This window comes from Burkholderia sp. AU38729 (genome assembly GCF_020419725.1).
Lineage (GTDB): Bacteria > Pseudomonadota > Gammaproteobacteria > Burkholderiales > Burkholderiaceae > Burkholderia.
Map to the genome: position 1 here is coordinate 678,610 of NZ_JAIZQO010000003.1, position 15,647 is coordinate 694,256.

Consider the following 15,647-nt stretch of genomic DNA (forward strand, 5'->3'; position numbering starts at 1 on the left):
CTACAGTGCCGCCGGCCCGGTCGAATCGCCTCAACATCAGTCGTCATACAAGATCGATATCCGTTCATCGATCGCCGGGGGCGGGCGGCGTTGCCGCCGCCGGCACCGCCGATCAGCCTCCCTTCGTCGTGATCGTCTTCCACGCGCCGCTCTTCACCTGGTACAGCGTCGACATCCCGCTCTTCAGCGAGCCGTCGTTCGCGAACGAGATGCGGCCGGTCACGCCTTCGAAGTCGATCTTCTTCAGCGCCGGGCGATAGACCTTCGGGTCGGTCGAGGCGGCCGCCTGCATCGCCTTGATCGCCGCCCACGCCGCGTCGTAGCCGAACTGCGCGTACGACAGCACGTCGACGCCGAAGCGCTTCTTGAAGCGCGCCTCGAAATCCTTCCCTTGCGGCAGCTCGTCGAGCGGCCGGCCGTACTCCCACGCCATCGCGCCTTCGGCGGCCGGGCCCGCGATCTTGATGAACTCGTTGTCCTTCACGCCGCCGCCGCCGACGAACTGCGCGTTCAGCCCAAGCTGGCGCATCTGCTTGATGAAGTTCGCGGCGAGCGAATCGAGGCCGCCGAAGAAGATCAGGTCGGGATTCTTCGCCTTCAGGCTCGTGATCTGCGCGCGGAAGTCGACCGCCTGGTTGCTGGTGAATTCGCGGCCGATGAGGTTGCCGCCCGCTGCCTTCACGGCCTTCTCGAACTCGTCGGCCTCGCCCTGGCCGAACGCGGTGCGGTCGTCGATGATCGCGATGCGCTTCGCCTTCGTCACGTCGACCGCGTACTTGCCCGCGTTGCCCGCGTTCTGGCCGTCGGTCGCGATCACCATGAACATGTTCGCGAGCCCGCGCGCGGTGAGCGTCGGGTTGGTCGCGGCCGGATCGATCACCGGGATGCCGGCCTTGTCGTAGACGACCGATGCCGGAATCGTCGTCCCCGAGTTGAAGTGGCCGACCACGACCGACACGTTCTGGTCGACGAGCGCCTGCGCGGCCTGCACGCCGATGCGCGGGTCGGCCTGGTCGTCCTGCACGACGAGGTTGAAGTGGGCCGGCTTGCCGGCGATCTGCACCTTTTGCGCGGCGGCGTCATCGAGCGCGAGCTGCACGCCGTTCTGCAGGTCCTTGCCGTAACCGGCGTTCACGCCGGTGAGCGGCGCGGCGAAGCCGACCTTCACGTCGGTCGTATCGGCGGCCTGGGCGGCCTGTTGCGAGAGGAGGGCAAGCGCGGATGCAATCGACACCGACAGCAGGGAATGACGGAATTTCATGTTGTTCCTCTTGTTCGACACCTGCGAGTGAGTACCGCATGCGCCCGGGCGGGCCGGGTGCGTGCGACGGGCGGGCGGTTCGACCGCTTCTCGGAATCGGGCAGGGAGGTCGGCATCGTTATCCTCGGAAGAATCTCCCGTCAGGCGCCGCGAAGAAGCGCCCCGATCGCCTCGATTTATAGGTCGCCGATATGCCCGGGTCTTGGCGATTCGCCGCGCATTCGGTGCGGATTTGCGCATAGCTTCCGCGCGTGCGGCGGCAGCCGGTATCGGGAGTTTCCCGTCGCGAACGGAGCGGGCGGAGAGGAGGGGGAGACAGGGAGGCGGCGCGGCCCGCCGGGGCCGCGCCGCGCACGGGATGCCGTCAGTCGGACAGGGCGTCCGATGCGGCTTCGGCATCGTCGTGCGATGCGTGCGTGCGGATCAGCGGATCGCTGGTGCTCGGGCGGCCGGTTTCGACGTGACCCGCGAAGCGGCGCAGGAAGCCGAGCAGGCGGCCGTCGCTGACGGTCAGGTCGTACCAGCCGTGGCTGCCGCGCAGATCCCAGTAGTCGTCGACGTGCTGGCCCGGTGCGAGGTCGAACGTGCGCGCGCGCCCGTGGCCGTACGCGTTCGTGACCTTGAGCCGCACGGCCTTGTGGCCGCGGTTCATCAGGCGCAGCGTGATGTTGCCGTTCGCGACGTCGTAGCCGTAGATCACCTCGGGATTCACGTTCGCGCTGCCGACGCCGGTCGCGAACGGGCCGCGGAAATGGCAGTAGAAGCCGTTCGGGCCGTACACGTCGAGGTCGTACAGGCCGAGCGACGCCGCGGCGCTCCACGTGTCGGCGATCCGCTTGCCGGCTTCGACCGTGTACGCCCACGGGCCGTCGAGGCGATTGCGCGACTGCACCTGGAACGCGGCGCCTGCCCGGCCCGTGTTCGCGAAGGTCAGCCGGAACAGGCCGTTCACCGATTCGACGCGGCCGTGCACGAACAGCTCGTACGGCAGCGCGCGCGCCGGCCGCAGCCCGGCCTCCTGCTTCGGCAGCTTCTGCAGTACCGGCGGCACGGGGATGTAGTCGGGATGGCGCAGGCGGTCGGGCGGCGCGTAGCCGCTCGTGTCAGGCAGCGTCGGCCAGCCGGCATCGGCCGTCGCGAAATCGAACGCGGCGGTCAGATCGCCGCACACCGCGCGGCGCCACGGCGAGATGTTGCCGGCCTTGACCGGGTATTGCGCGCCGAAACGTGCCTCGATGAATTGCAGCAGCGACGTGTGATCGTAGGTCTGCGAGCAGACCCAGCCGCCCTTCGTCCACGGCGACACGACGAGCATCGGCACCCGCGGCCCGAGCCCGTACGGGCCGGCCATGTGCGATGCGTCGCCGGGGAACACCTCGTTGGTCGTCGCGACCGTCGACAGCCCGTTGTCGCGCGACTGCGGTGCGAACGGCGGCTGCACGTGGTCGAAGAAGCCGTCGTTTTCGTCGTACGTGATGAAGAGCGCGGTCTTGCTCCATACCTCCGGATTCGACACGAGCGCCTGCAGCACCTGTTCGATGTACCACGCGCCGTAGTTCGCCGGCCAGTTCGGATGCTCGGAATATGCTTCCGGCGCGCAGATCCACGACACCTGCGGCAGCGTGCCGTTCTTCACGTCCTGCTGCAGGATGTCGAACAGCGTGCCGCCCGCGCTGATGTTGGTGCCGGTGCGCGCCTTGTCGTACAGCGGCGTGCCGGGCAGCGCGTTGCGGTACTGGTTGAAGTAGAGCAGCGAGTTGTCGCCGTAGTTGCCGATGTACGGGTTCTGCGTCCAGCCCCACGACCCGGCGGCGTTCAGGCCGGTGCCGACGTCCTGGTAGATCTTCCACGACACGCCGGCGTTTTCCAGCACTTCCGGATAGGTCGTCCAGCCGTAGCCCGCTTCCTCGTTGCCGAGCACCGGGCCGCCGCCCGTGCCGTCGTTGCCGACGTAACCCGTCCACATGTAGTAGCGGTTCGGGTCGGTCGAGCTCGGGATCGCGCAGTGGTACGCGTCGCAGATCGTGAACGCGTCGGCGAGCTGGTAGTGGAACGGGATGTCGTCGCGCTTCAGGTACGCCATCGTCGTGGTGCCCTTGTTCGGCACCCACTGGTCGTAGCGGCCCTTGTTCCACGCGGCGTGCATGTCCTGCCAGCCGTGCGGCAGGTCCTGCAGGAACTGCAGGCCGAGCTTGTCCGCGCCCGGATGGAACGGCAGCAGCTCGGCCGGGCCGACCGGCTGGTGGAACACCGACTTGCCGTTCGCGAGGCGCAGCGGACGCGGGTCGCCGAAGCCGCGGACACCGCGCATCGTGCCGAAGTAGTGGTCGAACGAGCGGTTCTCCTGCATCAGGATCACGATGTGTTCGATGTCGCGGATGGTGCCGGTGCGGCGGTTCGCGGGAATCGCAAGCGCATCGCGAATCACGGGGGGGAACAGGTTCAGCGCGGCGGCGCCGGCGGTGCCGGCAGCGACGCGCAGGAAGTCACGACGGTTCGATCGGGTCATGGTCGTTATCGTGCGGTAAAGGGGGGAGCCGATTGGCGGGATCTGCTGGAAGGGCGCACCCGGGTCGCAGGATGCGGCTGCGCCGGGTGGTGCCGCCGCGAGCATAGCGGGGAATCGGTGTCATTCATGTGAAGTCCGGAAACGTTTGCATCCGCATCGAAGCGATCTCGAAGCGGCGTCGGGCGAATGTCGCCAGTGGTCGCGGTGCGGCAGGGACGAGGCGGGAAAGCAATGCGGCGCGGGATGCGCACCGGTGAAGCGGAGGCGATGCCGGCGTGTCAGGCGTCCGTGACCCACGCGCCGAACCATTCGCTCGGGCGCGCGATTTCGTCCTGCGCGGCGACGAGTTCGAGCTCGTAGCGGCGCGCATCGTAGGTCGCCTTCACGACCGCATGCACGGCCGCGAGCGTGTGCTCGAACGCCGCGCGCACGGAGTCGCCGCGCAGCCGGCACGCGACGAAGATCGCGCTGGTCAGGTCGCCGACGCCGACCGGATGGCGCGGAAACGCGTACAGCGGGCGCTGGCCGATCCACGCTTCGGTTTCGGTGACCGCGAGCATGTTGAAACGATCGGCGGGGCTGTTGCGGTCGTGCAGGTGCTTGACGAGGATGATCTGCGGGCCGCGACGGATCAGCGAGCGGCAGGCTTCGACGGCTTCGGCGACGGTTTCGATGCGCCGCCCGGCGAGCTTCTGCAGTTCGGTGTGGTTCGGCGACATGCCGTCCGCGAGCGCCGGCATCTCCTGGACGATGAACTCCTCGACGCCGGGCTCGGGCCGGATGCCGCCCGTCTGGCCCATCGCCGGATCGCAGAAGTACCACGCGTTCGGGTTCATCGCCTTCACCGAGCGGACGATTTCGACGGCCGCACGCGCCTGCGGCGGCGAACCGAGGAAGCCGGACAGCACGGCGTCGCAGCGCTTGAGTGCGCCGATCGCGGCGATGCCGTCGACGAGCTGCTCCATCTTCGCGGCATCGATCGCGCTGCCGGCCCAGTGACCGTACTGCATGTGATTCGACAACTGGACGGTATTGAGCGGCCAGACGTTGACGCCGAGGCGCTGCATCGGGAACACGGCCGCACTGTTGCCGGCATGGCCGTAGATGACGTGCGACTGAATGCTGAGGACGTTTTTCATGGGAAGCGCCTGCACGCGTTTCAGGGTCACGTCACACGATACCCGAGTTCGTCGCGCGCGCGGAAGTCGCGCGGCGCCGGAGTGTTGCGCGCCGTCGTCAGCGCGACCGCGTAGAATCGCGGGGCGCGAGACGGCCCGGCCGCCCGCGTGCGTCTCCAATCACCGTGATCGCCATGCTTTCGATTCGCAAGATGTTGTTTGCCGTGCGCGCCGCCGTGCTCGGCGCGGGTGTCGCCGTCGCGTGCGCCGTGCCTGCCATGGCCGCCGCCGCATCGCCCGCCGGCAACGACGGGCCCGTGTATGGCCCGCGCCTGGAAGGGTTCACCTATCCGGCGCCCGTGCATCTCTACACGTTCGTGTCGCAGCGCGAAACCCTCGAGATGGCCTACCTCGACGTGCAGCCGGCCCACCCGAACGGCCGCACCGTCGTGCTGCTGCACGGGAAGAACTTCTGCGCGGCGACCTGGGAGGACACGATCGGCGTGCTGAGCCGCGCCGGCTATCGCGTGATCGCACCGGACCAGATCGGCTTCTGCAAGTCGTCGAAGCCCGATCGCTACCAGTACAGCTTCCAGCAGCTCGCACGCAATACGCATGCGCTGCTCGAATCGGTGGGGGTGAAGTCGGCGACGATCGTCGGCCACTCGACGGGCGGGATGCTCGCGATGCGCTACGCGCTGATGTATCCGAAGGCGACCGACCAGCTCGTGCTCGTGAACCCGATCGGCCTCGAGGACTGGAAGGCGCTCGGCGTGCCGCCTTTGCCGGTCGACTACTGGTATGCGCGCGAGCTGAAGACCACGGCCGACGGCATTCGCCGCTACGAGCAGGGCACGTACTACGCGGGCAAGTGGTCGCCGTCGTACGAGCGCTGGGTGCAGATGCTGGCCGGGATGTACCGTGGCGCCGGTCGCGACGCGGTCGCGTGGAACTCCGCGCTGATCTACGACATGATCCTCACGCAACCGGTGGTCTACGAACTCGGCGCGATCCGCGTGCCGACGCTGCTGATGATCGGCGACAAGGACACGACCGCGATCGGCAAGGACGTTTCGCCGCCCGACGTGCATGCGAAGCTCGGCCGCTACCCGGAACTCGCGAAGCGCACGCAGGCGGCGATTCCCGGCGCGCAGCTCGTCGAGTTCCCGGCGCTCGGCCATGCGCCGCAGATCCAGGATCCGGACGCGTTCCACAAGGCGCTGCTCGACGGGCTGGAGGCCGTGCACCCGCAGTGATGCGGGGCCGGCCGCGGGCGGCCCGGGCGCGTGCCGTCAGCGCGCTTCGCTCGCGAGCTCGTCGCGAATCTGCGCGGTCAGTTCGAACGAGCGCAGCCGTGCCGCGTGGTCGTAGATCTGCGCGGTGACGATCAGCTCGTCGGCCCCCGTCTGCGCGATGCGGTCGCGCAGCTTGTCGCGCACCGTGTCGCGCGAACCGACGGCCGCGAACGACAGCGAATGCGCAACGGTCGCGAGTTCGAGCTCGTTTGCCTCGAGCACGTCGACCGGCGGGGGCAGCTTGCCCGGCGTGCCGCGCCGCAGATTGATGAACTGCTGCTGCAGCGACGTGAACAGGCGCCGCGCCTCGTCGTCGGTATCGGCGACGAACACGTTGACGCCGACCATCGCATGCGGCTTCGGCCACGCGGCCGACGGCCGGTACTGCGCGCGATAGATCTCGAGCGCGCGCATCAGGTAATCCGGCGCGAAGTGCGACGCGAACGCGAACGGCAGCCCGAGCATCGCGGCGAGCTGGGCGCTGAACAGGCTCGAGCCGAGCAGCCACACGGGCACGTCAAGCCCTGCGCCGGGCACCGCGCGCACGCGCTGGCCGGGCACCGGCTCGGCGAAGTAGCGCTGCAGCTCGGCGACATCATCCGGAAACGAGTCGGCGCCGCCGATCAGGTCGCGGCGCAGCGCGCGCGACGTGGTCTGGTCGGTGCCGGGCGCGCGGCCGAGGCCGAGGTCGATGCGCCCCGGATACAGCGACGCGAGCGTGCCGAACTGCTCGGCGATCACCAGCGGCGCGTGGTTCGGCAGCATGATGCCGCCCGACCCGACCCGGATCGTCCGCGTGGCGCCCGCGACATGGCCGATCACGACGGCCGTGGCCGCGCTCGCGATGCCGGGCATGTTGTGATGCTCGGCGAGCCAGTAGCGCTGGTAACCCCAGCGTTCCGCATGCTGCGCGAGATCGACGGTGTTGCGGAATGCCTGGGCGGCGTCGGCGCCGGCCGGAATGGGGGCGAGATCGAGTACGGAAAACGGAGTCATCGGATGGCCTTCGAAAGGGGCGCGCGCGGTGATGCGCTGACGCAACAAATGCCAAGGATTTTGCCAAAGGGTTCCGGAACGTGCTGGCGGTGGCCCGATACCCATGCGCGTTTCAGGGGCGCAGGGTCGAATTCGGCGATCGTTGCAAAAATCAATCTAATCGCCGATTAATTACCGATCTTTACGGCGATTGGACGTGAATCCGCATCGACGTACAAATTTGCACGAAACGTATGATTTTCAAGACTGCAATACGCCTGCAAACCGCTTACGCTAATGTGAACGCGGGTGCGCCCAAATGGTTCGCCGACAGCACAGCTTTGCCGGAATTGCACCAGTCCGTTTCTCGTAGTGCCGAGCGCGGGGTGCCGCAGGCTGCTAAAATCCGGCGCCTACCCATGTTGTGCCGAAGGTAGCCATACGAATCTTCCCGCATCCCGTCCGGGCGTCGCGCGGAGATGCACCACGCGAAGCCGGGCATGGCCGTATCCGAAGGATGGGTCGAGCCTCCCCCTATATACAGGCGCTGCTGGAACAAGGAGTCGGGTCGTGCCCGCGTTCGTCGTTGTCGGAATACCGAATCACGCTCAATCATGTGCAAGCGTTCTCCATGGCGTTCAGTTCGCCGGGAGGCGTCGCGCATGACGGCCACCGCAACGATGCTCGACTGGCTCCTGATCGTATTCACGCTGGCCGCGGCCGGCTATGCGCTCGTCGCCGCGTTCGCGCCGCGGCCGCGTACGCCGCGCACGGCCGTGCGCGACGGCTTCGAGCCGGTCAGCGTGCTCAAGCCGCTGTGCGGCGCGGAGCCGCACCTGTACGAAAACCTCGCGACGTTCTGCGAGCAGCGCCATCCGCGGTATGAAGTGCTGTTCGGCGTCGCATCGGCGGTCGATCCGGCGATTGCCGTGGTCGAACGGCTGCGCGCCGATTATCCCGAGTGCGACATCACGCTCGTGATCGACGCGCGCGTGCATGGCAAGAACCTGAAGGTCAGCAACCTGATCAACCTCGCCGAGCGCGCGAAGTACGGCCGCATCGTGATCGCGGACAGCGACATCGCGGTGAAGCCCGACTATCTGGAGCGCGTGACGGCGCCGCTCGCCGACGTGTCGGTCGGTGTCGTCACGTGCCTGTATCATGCGCGCAGCGTCGGCGGGTTCTGGACGCGGATCGGCGCGCAATTCGTCGACGCATGGTTCGCCCCGTCGGTGCGGATCACGCACCTCGGGCGCTCGAGCCGCTTCGGCTTCGGCGCGACGCTCGCGCTGACGCGCGACACGCTCGACCGGATCGGCGGCTTTCCCGCGCTGAAGGACGAACTGGCCGACGATTTCTGGCTGGCCGAGCTGCCGCGCCGCCTCGGGCGACGCACCGTGCTGTCGGAGGTCGAGGTCGCGACCGACGTGATCGAACCGTCGTTCGGGCCGCTGTGGCACCGCGAGACCCGCTGGCTGCGCACGATCCGTTCGCTGAACCCGGCCGGCTTCGCGTTCCTGTTCATTACGTTTACCGTGCCGTGGCTCGCGATCGGCGCGGCGCTCGCGCTGCGCCTCGACGGCACCTTCGCCGGCGCGCTGGCGGGCTGGGCGGCCGTGGTGGGCGCGTTCGGGCGGCTGGTGCTGCACGCGCGCGGCGAGGACGGCTGGCGCGCGTTCTGGCGCGACCTGCCGCTCGTCGCGGTGCGCGATACGCTGCTCGCGCTCGAATGGCTCGCGGCCGCGTTCGGCACGCACGTGGTGTGGCGCGGCGCGAGGATGACGGTCGTCGGCGGCGAGCGCGCGACGGCGGCAGTGGAAGCAGTGGACGGCCGCTAGGGCCGTTCCGACCGAACCCGGCCCGAGGGCCGAGACGCGCTGCGCGGCGAGGCCGCGCGGCGCGACATGACAGAGAGGCGGGCGCCGGCAGGGCGGCCCGCGGTTTTTTGACTGAATCGTTGTGACGAATCGAACTATGCAGGCTACCGGAGCATTCATGAAAACGCTGTTCTTGCAGGCCCCTTCGTATGACGGCTTCGACGGCGGAGCCGGCTCGCGCTACCAGGCGAAGCGCGAAATCCGTTCCTTCTGGTATCCGACGTGGCTCGCGCAGCCGGCCGCGCTCGTGCCGGGCAGCCGCGTCGTCGACGCGCCGGCCGACGGCCTGTCGGTCGAGGAAACGCTGAAGATCGCGAACGACTATGACCTCGTGATCATCCACACGAGCACGCCGTCGTTCCCGACCGACGCGATGTTCGCGCAGGACCTGAAGAAGATGAAGCCGTCGATGCTGGTCGGCATGGTCGGCGCGAAGGTGATGGTCGATCCGCACAACTCGCTCACGGCGAGCGAGGCCATCGACTTCGTGTGCCGCGAGGAATTCGACTACACCTGCAAGGAAATCGCCGAAGGCAAGCCGTTCCCGGAGATCAAGGGCTTGAGCTGGCGCGCGAAGGACGGCTCGATCGAGCACAACGAAGCGCGTCCGATCCTCGAGAACATGGACGAACTGCCGTTCGTCGCGCCCGTCTACAAGCGCGACCTGAAGATCGACAACTACTTCATCGGCTACCTCAACTATCCGTACGTGTCGATCTACACGGGCCGCGGCTGCAAGTCGCGCTGTACCTTCTGCCTGTGGCCGCAGACGGTCAGCGGCCATCGCTACCGCACGCGCTCGGTCGAGAACGTGCTCGCGGAAGCGAAGTGGATCCGCGACAACATGCCGGAAGTGAAGGAACTGATGTTCGACGACGACACCTTCACCGACGACCTGCCGCGCGCGGAAGCCATCGCCATCGGCCTGGGCAAGCTGGGCATGACGTGGTCGTGCAACGCGAAGGCGAACGTGCCGTACAAGACGCTGAAGGTCATGAAGGAAAACGGCCTGCGCCTGCTGCTGGTCGGCTTCGAATCCGGCGACGACCAGATCCTCGTGAACATCAAGAAGGGCGTGCGCACCGATTTCGCGCGCCGCTTCAGCGCGGACTGCAAGAAGCTCGGCATCAAGATCCACGGCACCTTCATCCTCGGCCTGCCGGGCGAGACGCAGGAGACCATCAAGAAGACGATCGAGTACGCGAAGGAAATCAATCCGCACACGATCCAGGTCTCGCTCGCCGCACCGTATCCGGGCACGACGCTCTACAAGCAGGCCGTGGAAAACGGCTGGATGGAAGAGAACAAGACCATCAACCTGGTGAGCAAGGAAGGCGTGCAGCTCGCGGCGATCGGCTATGCGCACCTGTCGCGCGACGAGATCTATCACCACCTCGAGCAGTTCTATCGCCAGTTCTACTTCCGTCCGTCGAAGATCTGGGAGATCGTCCGCGAGATGCTGACGAGCTGGGACATGATGAAGCGCCGCCTGCGCGAAGGTGTCGAGTTCTTCCGCTTCCTGCGCGCACACGAGGCCTGATGCATGGCGACACAGCCGGCGGCGCGGGCGCTGATCTTCACCGCGGACGACTTCGGGCTGCACCCGCGTGTCAACGCGGCGGTCGAGCGCGCGCACCGCGACGGCGTGCTGAACGCCGCCAGCCTGATGGTCGGTGCGCCCGCCGCGCAAGATGCGATCGAGCGCGCGCGGCGGCTGCCGTCGCTCGCGGTCGGCCTGCATCTCGTCCTCGCGGACGGGCCGGCCACGCTGCCCGCCCATGAGATTCCCGCGCTCGTCGGCCCCGACGGGCGGTTCGGCGATGCGATGGCGAAGGACGGCTGCCGCTTCTTCTTCCTGCCGCACGTGCGGGCGCAGCTGCGCCGCGAGATTCGCGCGCAGTTCGACGCGTTCGCGGCGAGCGGCTTGCCGCTCGACCACGTGAACGCGCACAAGCATTTCCACCTGCATCCGACCGTCCTGTCGCTGATCATCGAGATCGGCCGCGACTACGGGTTGCGCGCGGTGCGGCTGCCCTACGAGACGAGCGCACCCGCGCTGCTCAAGCCGTGGATCGCGCTCGTGCGCGCGCGGCTCGACCGCGCGGGGCTTGCACACAACGACTACGTGGTCGGGATCGAGCATACGGGCGCGATGGACGAGGCCGTGCTGCTCGATGCGCTCGCCAAGCTGCCGCCGGGTGTCGGCGAGATCTACTGCCATCCGGCCGAGGCCGGCGACGGCCCGATCACGCCGACGATGGCCGGCTACCGTCCGGTGGACGAACTCGATGCGCTGCTGTCGCCGCGCGTCGCGGCCGCGCTGAAGGCGGCGGGCGTCGCGACCGGCGGCTTTGCCGACGTGTTCGGCCAGCCCGCCGCACGGCGCGCCGTGCCGGCGTCGCGCGCACCGGGAGCGCAGCCGTCATGACCAAGTGGATCAAATGGCTCGGCTGGCCGCTCGGCATCGGCATCCTGCTCGCGCTGGGGCTGCACGAGGGCATCGGCGACGTATCGCAGATGCTCGCGCGCGCCGGTTACGCGTTGCTGTGGCTCGTGCCGTTCCATGCGCTGCCGCTGCTGCTCGACGCCTACGCGTGGCACCTGCTGCTCGACAAGCGCTCGTCGCTGCCCTTCCTGTGGTGGATCGCGACCGTGCGCGAGGCCGTGAACCGGCTGCTGCCGGTGGTCGGGATCGGCGGCGAGATCGTCGGCATCCGCCTCGCGCGCTGGCAGGTGCCCGACGCGAGCCGCGTGACGGCATCGGTGATCGTCGAGTTGCTCGTGACGATCGTCGTCCAGTATGCGTTCGCCGCGCTCGGCCTCGTGCTGCTGCTTGCGACAACGGACAGCATGGGCGGCGGCACGATCGGACTCGCGTTGCTGCTCACGCTGCCGCTGCCGGTGCTCGGCGTCGTGCTGATGCGCCGTGGCGGCATCTTCCATGCCATCGAGCGTTTCGCGGGCCGCCTGCTCGGCGATTCGCACCGGCTGCTGCAGGGCGTCGACGGCAAGCGGCTCGACGCCGATATCGACGGGCTGATGTCGCGCACGGGGCTGCTGTTCAGCGCATTCTTCTGGCAGCTGGCCGGCTACGTGCTCGGCGCGCTCGAGATCTACTGGGCGCTCGCGCTGCTCGGCCATCCGGTGTCGATCGGCGGCGCGATCGCGATCGAGGCGATGGCGCAGGCCGTGCGCCATGCGGCGTTCATGGTGCCGGGCGGCCTTGGCGTGCAGGAGGCGACCGTCGTGCTGCTCGCGCAGATGTTCGGCGTCGATCGCGAGACGGCGTTGTCGCTCGCGCTGGTCAAGCGCGGCCGCGAGGTGCTGTTCGGCTGCCTGGCGCTCGGTTCGTGGCAGCTGGCCGAACTCGTGCGCACACGCCGCCGTATCGGCGTGCCGCCGGCCGTGCCGCGCGCGCCGCAAGCGACGAGCCGCACGACCCGGGCCGAGACTGAAACCGAAACGATGCATTGAACACGAGACGGGCCGCGCGCCCGTCTCGCGCTTTTGGCATTGCGCGGGTATCCTTGCCGCGTGTTTTCTCGACGCGCATTTCTTCCAATGAATTTCCGTTTCCGGCTGCTTCCCGTGACGATGCTGGCCGCCGCGCTGGCGCTGACCGGCTGCGACGACAAGCAAGGCAATCTCGACGTGCAACGTATCAGGGATTTCTTCAACGCGATCAAGCCCGCGCCGCTGCTGCTGAAGGGGCTGAAGGTCGGCGAATCGACCGAGGCCGACGTGCGCGGCACGATGGGCAAGCCCGAGACCGAGCGCGACTTCACCGACGGCTCGAAGCGGCTCGAATACCCGCGCGGCCCGATGGGCAACCAGACGTGGTTCGTCGATCTCGATGCGAACGGCCGCTACACGGGCGCGACGCAGGTGCTGACCGCCGAGAATTTCGCGAAGGTGCGCCCCGGGATGAACGAGGACGAGGTGCGGCGCCTGCTCGGCAAGCCCGGCGACATCGCGCAATATCCGCTCAAGCCCGAGATCGTCTGGAGCTGGCGCTGGCTCGAGGACGGCGTCAACACCGACGCATTCTTCAACGTCCATTTCGGCCCGGACGGGCTTGTCTATACGACTTCGCGCTCCGACATCCTGAAAGGGCGGTAGGCGCAACCCGTCTTCGGCGCTATATCGAAAAAGCGACCGGAAAATTGCAAAAAGTCCGCTTCCCCGCCGGTTATCCGGTTGTCAGGAAGCGGCTTTTTCCCTTTTGAAACAGCGGCGTAGGCCGTAGTTGCAAATGATGGGACGGATTGTTGCGACGCAGCAATCACATGCAAGGTGGTTTGAGGCAATCAATTTCGCTTGCGACTATCCGCGTCAGCCCGGCGCGGGACAGGCAGACGCGTCGGCATCCATTCCAACTCTGGAGACGCGCGTGTTCCTTTACGGCTTTGGTCCTGTCCTCTGGGCCGGCACCGTGCAGACCATCGAGCTGTCGGTGCTGTCGCTCGCCACTGCGGTGGCGCTGGGGCTGATCGGCGCGGTGGCGAAGTTGTCGCACAACCGGGTGCTGCGAGCGATCGCGACCGGCTATACGACGCTGATCCGCTCGGTGCCCGATCTCGTCCTGATGCTGCTGTTGTTCTACAGCATCCAGATCTGGCTGAACCAGTTCACCGACTTCGTCGGCTGGGACCAGATCGACATCGACCCGTTCGTGGCCGGCGTGCTGACGCTCGGCTTCATCTACGGCGCGTACTTCACCGAGACGTTCCGCGGCGCGTTCCTGTCGGTGCCGCGCGGCCAGCTCGAAGCCGGCGCGGCGTACGGGATGAGCGGCGCCCGGGTGTTCGCGCGGATCATGTTTCCGCAGATGATGCGCTTCGCGCTGCCGGGGATCGGGAACAACTGGCAGGTGCTCGTGAAGGCCACCGCGCTGGTGTCGATCATCGGCCTCGCGGACGTCGTGAAGGCCGCGCAGGACGCCGGCAAGAGCACGTTCAACATGTTCTTCTTCATCCTCGTCGCGGCGCTGATCTATCTCGCGATCACGACCGTTTCCAACCTCGTGCTGATCCAGCTCGAGAAGCGTTATTCCATGGGCGTGCGGCACGCAGATCTATGATCGAAATTCTCCAGGAATTCGGCCAGGCGTTCCTTTACTGGGACGGCCAGCGCCTCTCCGGCCTCGCGGTGACGCTGTGGCTGCTCGTCGCGTCGATTTCGCTCGGCTTCGTGTGCGCGGTGCCGCTCGCGGTCGCACGCGTGTCGAAGAACAAGTGGGTGTCGACGCCGGTGCGGTTCTACACGTACGTGTTCCGCGGCACGCCGCTCTACGTGCAGTTGCTGCTGCTGTACACGGGCATGTACAGCCTCGAGTTCGTGCGTTCGCACTCGTTGCTCGACGCGTTCTTCCGCAGCGGCTTCAACTGCGCGATTCTCGCGTTCGCGCTGAACACCTGCGCGTACACCACGGAGATCTTCGCGGGTGCGATCCGCGCGATTCCGCACGGTGAAGTGGAGGCTGCGCGGGCGTACGGGATGTCGCCGTTCACGATGTATCGCCGCGTGATCCTGCCGTCGGCGCTGCGCCGCGCGCTGCCGCTGTACAGCAACGAGGTGATCCTGATGCTGCACGCGACGACCGTTGCGTTCACCGCGACCGTGCCGGACATCCTGAAGGTCGCGCGCGACGCGAATTCGGCGACCTACATGGCGTTCCAGTCGTTCGGGATCGCCGCGCTGATCTATCTTGCGGTATCGTTCGCACTCGTCGCGGCGTTTCGCCGCGCGGAGCGCCACTGGCTTGCGTATCTCGCGGCCGCCCGTCATTGAATCACTTCGAGGAGAGCCAGTTGGCCGAGATCACTCAACCGAGCGCTGCCGCTTCCACCAAGCTTGCCGCGGTCGACATTCACAAGCGCTACGGTGACAACGAAGTGCTCAAGGGCGTGTCGCTGAACGCGAAGGCCGGCGACGTCATCAGCATCATCGGCGCGAGCGGCTCGGGCAAGAGCACGTTCCTGCGCTGCATCAATTTTCTCGAGCGGCCGAATGCGGGGCAGATCGTCGTCGACGGCGAGGCCGTGCGCACGAAGACCGACCGCGCCGGCGCGCTCGAAGTCGCCGATCACAAGCAGCTGCAGCGCATTCGCACGAAGCTCGCGATGGTGTTCCAGCACTTCAACCTCTGGGCGCACATGAACGTGCTCGAGAACGTGATGGAAGCGCCGGTGCACGTGCTCGGCATTTCGAAGAAGGAAGCCGAGGAGCGGGCGCGCGAGTACCTGGAGAAGGTCGGCTTGCCGCCGCGCGTCGAGAAGCAGTATCCGTCGCATCTGTCGGGTGGCCAGCAGCAGCGCGTGGCGATTGCGCGGGCGCTCGCGATGCATCCGGACGTGATGCTGTTCGACGAGCCGACGTCGGCGCTCGACCCGGAACTCGTCGGTGAAGTGCTGAAGGTGATGCAGAAGCTGGCCGAGGAAGGCCGCACGATGATCGTCGTCACGCACGAGATGGGCTTTGCGCGCAACGTGTCGAACCACGTGATGTTCCTGCATCAGGGGCGGACCGAGGAAGAGGGCGATCCGAAGGAAGTGCTGGTCCGCCCGCAGAGCGAGCGGCTGAAGCAGTTCCTGTCGGGCAGTCTCAAGTAAC

13 protein-coding genes are annotated in these 15,647 nt (G+C 67.3%); 9 read left to right on the plus strand and 4 right to left on the minus strand.

Annotated elements, in window-relative coordinates; genetic code table 11:
• Positions 1 to 112 precede the first annotated feature (112 nt).
• The 3 genes from LGM56_RS12120 to pdxY all read right to left on the minus strand — a co-directional run bounded on the left by LGM56_RS12120 (position 113) and on the right by pdxY (position 4,909).
• Positions 113 to 1,261 (minus strand): branched-chain amino acid ABC transporter substrate-binding protein, encoded by a 1,149-nt coding sequence (locus LGM56_RS12120; RefSeq protein WP_226204722.1) that lies wholly within the window; start codon positions 1,259 to 1,261, stop codon positions 113 to 115.
• Positions 1,262 to 1,625: 364 nt separating this feature from the next.
• Positions 1,626 to 3,770, minus strand: coding sequence for a phosphocholine-specific phospholipase C (locus LGM56_RS12125; protein WP_226204724.1), 2,145 nt, complete (start codon positions 3,768 to 3,770; stop codon positions 1,626 to 1,628).
• A 278-nt stretch (positions 3,771 to 4,048) separates the two neighbouring features.
• A complete protein-coding gene (gene pdxY, locus LGM56_RS12130; protein ID WP_039348286.1) occupies positions 4,049 to 4,909 on the minus strand; it encodes a pyridoxal kinase PdxY in 861 nt (286 codons plus the stop codon).
• Between the two features lie 173 nt (positions 4,910 to 5,082).
• Here pdxY and LGM56_RS12135 point away from each other — a divergent pair, with 173 nt between their 5' ends.
• Positions 5,083 to 6,144 (plus strand): alpha/beta fold hydrolase, encoded by a 1,062-nt coding sequence (locus LGM56_RS12135; RefSeq protein ID WP_089494403.1) that lies wholly within the window; start codon positions 5,083 to 5,085, stop codon positions 6,142 to 6,144.
• Between the two features lie 36 nt (positions 6,145 to 6,180).
• Here LGM56_RS12135 and LGM56_RS12140 read toward each other — a convergent pair whose 3' ends face one another.
• A complete protein-coding gene (locus LGM56_RS12140; protein WP_226204726.1) occupies positions 6,181 to 7,179 on the minus strand; it encodes an LLM class flavin-dependent oxidoreductase in 999 nt (332 codons plus the stop codon).
• A 641-nt stretch (positions 7,180 to 7,820) separates the two neighbouring features.
• Between LGM56_RS12140 and hpnI the strand changes: the two genes are divergently transcribed.
• From hpnI to LGM56_RS12180, 8 genes are all read left to right on the plus strand, one after another.
• Complete coding sequence (gene hpnI, locus LGM56_RS12145) at positions 7,821 to 8,996, plus strand: bacteriohopanetetrol glucosamine biosynthesis glycosyltransferase HpnI (RefSeq protein WP_089460647.1); 1,176 nt, start codon at positions 7,821 to 7,823, stop codon at positions 8,994 to 8,996.
• A 136-nt stretch (positions 8,997 to 9,132) separates the two neighbouring features.
• On the plus strand, positions 9,133 to 10,575 hold the full coding sequence (gene hpnJ, locus LGM56_RS12150) for a hopanoid biosynthesis associated radical SAM protein HpnJ (protein ID WP_306426965.1): 1,443 nt from the start codon (positions 9,133 to 9,135) through the stop codon (positions 10,573 to 10,575).
• A gap of 3 nt (positions 10,576 to 10,578) precedes the next feature.
• Positions 10,579 to 11,463 carry a hopanoid biosynthesis-associated protein HpnK gene (gene hpnK / locus LGM56_RS12155; protein ID WP_226204728.1) on the plus strand — a complete coding sequence of 295 codons (885 nt, stop codon included), beginning with the start codon at positions 10,579 to 10,581 and terminating at the stop codon, positions 11,461 to 11,463.
• A complete protein-coding gene (locus LGM56_RS12160) occupies positions 11,460 to 12,509 on the plus strand; it encodes a lysylphosphatidylglycerol synthase domain-containing protein (protein WP_226204730.1) in 1,050 nt (349 codons plus the stop codon). Before hpnK ends, LGM56_RS12160 begins: the two co-directional genes overlap by 4 nt.
• 87 nt (positions 12,510 to 12,596) lie before the next feature.
• The gene (locus LGM56_RS12165; protein WP_011351454.1) at positions 12,597 to 13,154 is read left to right on the plus strand and encodes a hypothetical protein; all 558 of its coding nucleotides are present in this window, start codon (positions 12,597 to 12,599) and stop codon (positions 13,152 to 13,154) included.
• Between the two features lie 271 nt (positions 13,155 to 13,425).
• On the plus strand, positions 13,426 to 14,115 hold the full coding sequence (locus LGM56_RS12170; RefSeq protein ID WP_011351455.1) for an ABC transporter permease: 690 nt from the start codon (positions 13,426 to 13,428) through the stop codon (positions 14,113 to 14,115).
• Positions 14,112 to 14,825, plus strand: a complete 714-nt coding sequence (locus tag LGM56_RS12175) for an ABC transporter permease (protein WP_011351456.1) — start codon at positions 14,112 to 14,114, stop codon at positions 14,823 to 14,825. The genes LGM56_RS12170 and LGM56_RS12175 overlap by 4 nt, the downstream gene beginning before the upstream one ends.
• 20 nt (positions 14,826 to 14,845) lie before the next feature.
• Positions 14,846 to 15,646, plus strand: a complete 801-nt coding sequence (locus LGM56_RS12180) for an ABC transporter ATP-binding protein (RefSeq protein WP_089494407.1) — start codon at positions 14,846 to 14,848, stop codon at positions 15,644 to 15,646.
• Position 15,647: the final 1 nt, after the last annotated feature.

Bases quoted from the DNA above. Each gene is read 5' to 3' on its own strand.
- LGM56_RS12120 (WP_226204722.1), bottom strand. From the start codon at position 1,261: ATGAAATTCCGTCATTCCCTGCTGTCGGTGTCGATTGCATCCGCGCTT.
- LGM56_RS12125 (WP_226204724.1), bottom strand. From the start codon at position 3,770: ATGACCCGATCGAACCGTCGTGACTTCCTGCGCGTCGCTGCCGGCACC.
- pdxY (WP_039348286.1), bottom strand. From the start codon at position 4,909: ATGAAAAACGTCCTCAGCATTCAGTCGCACGTCATCTACGGCCATGCC.
- LGM56_RS12135 (WP_089494403.1), top strand. From the start codon at position 5,083: ATGCTTTCGATTCGCAAGATGTTGTTTGCCGTGCGCGCCGCCGTGCTC.
- LGM56_RS12140 (WP_226204726.1), bottom strand. From the start codon at position 7,179: ATGACTCCGTTTTCCGTACTCGATCTCGCCCCCATTCCGGCCGGCGCC.
- hpnI (WP_089460647.1), top strand. From the start codon at position 7,821: ATGACGGCCACCGCAACGATGCTCGACTGGCTCCTGATCGTATTCACG.
- hpnJ (WP_306426965.1), top strand. From the start codon at position 9,133: ATGCAGGCTACCGGAGCATTCATGAAAACGCTGTTCTTGCAGGCCCCT.
- hpnK (WP_226204728.1), top strand. From the start codon at position 10,579: ATGGCGACACAGCCGGCGGCGCGGGCGCTGATCTTCACCGCGGACGAC.
- LGM56_RS12160 (WP_226204730.1), top strand. From the start codon at position 11,460: ATGACCAAGTGGATCAAATGGCTCGGCTGGCCGCTCGGCATCGGCATC.
- LGM56_RS12165 (WP_011351454.1), top strand. From the start codon at position 12,597: ATGAATTTCCGTTTCCGGCTGCTTCCCGTGACGATGCTGGCCGCCGCG.
- LGM56_RS12175 (WP_011351456.1), top strand. From the start codon at position 14,112: ATGATCGAAATTCTCCAGGAATTCGGCCAGGCGTTCCTTTACTGGGAC.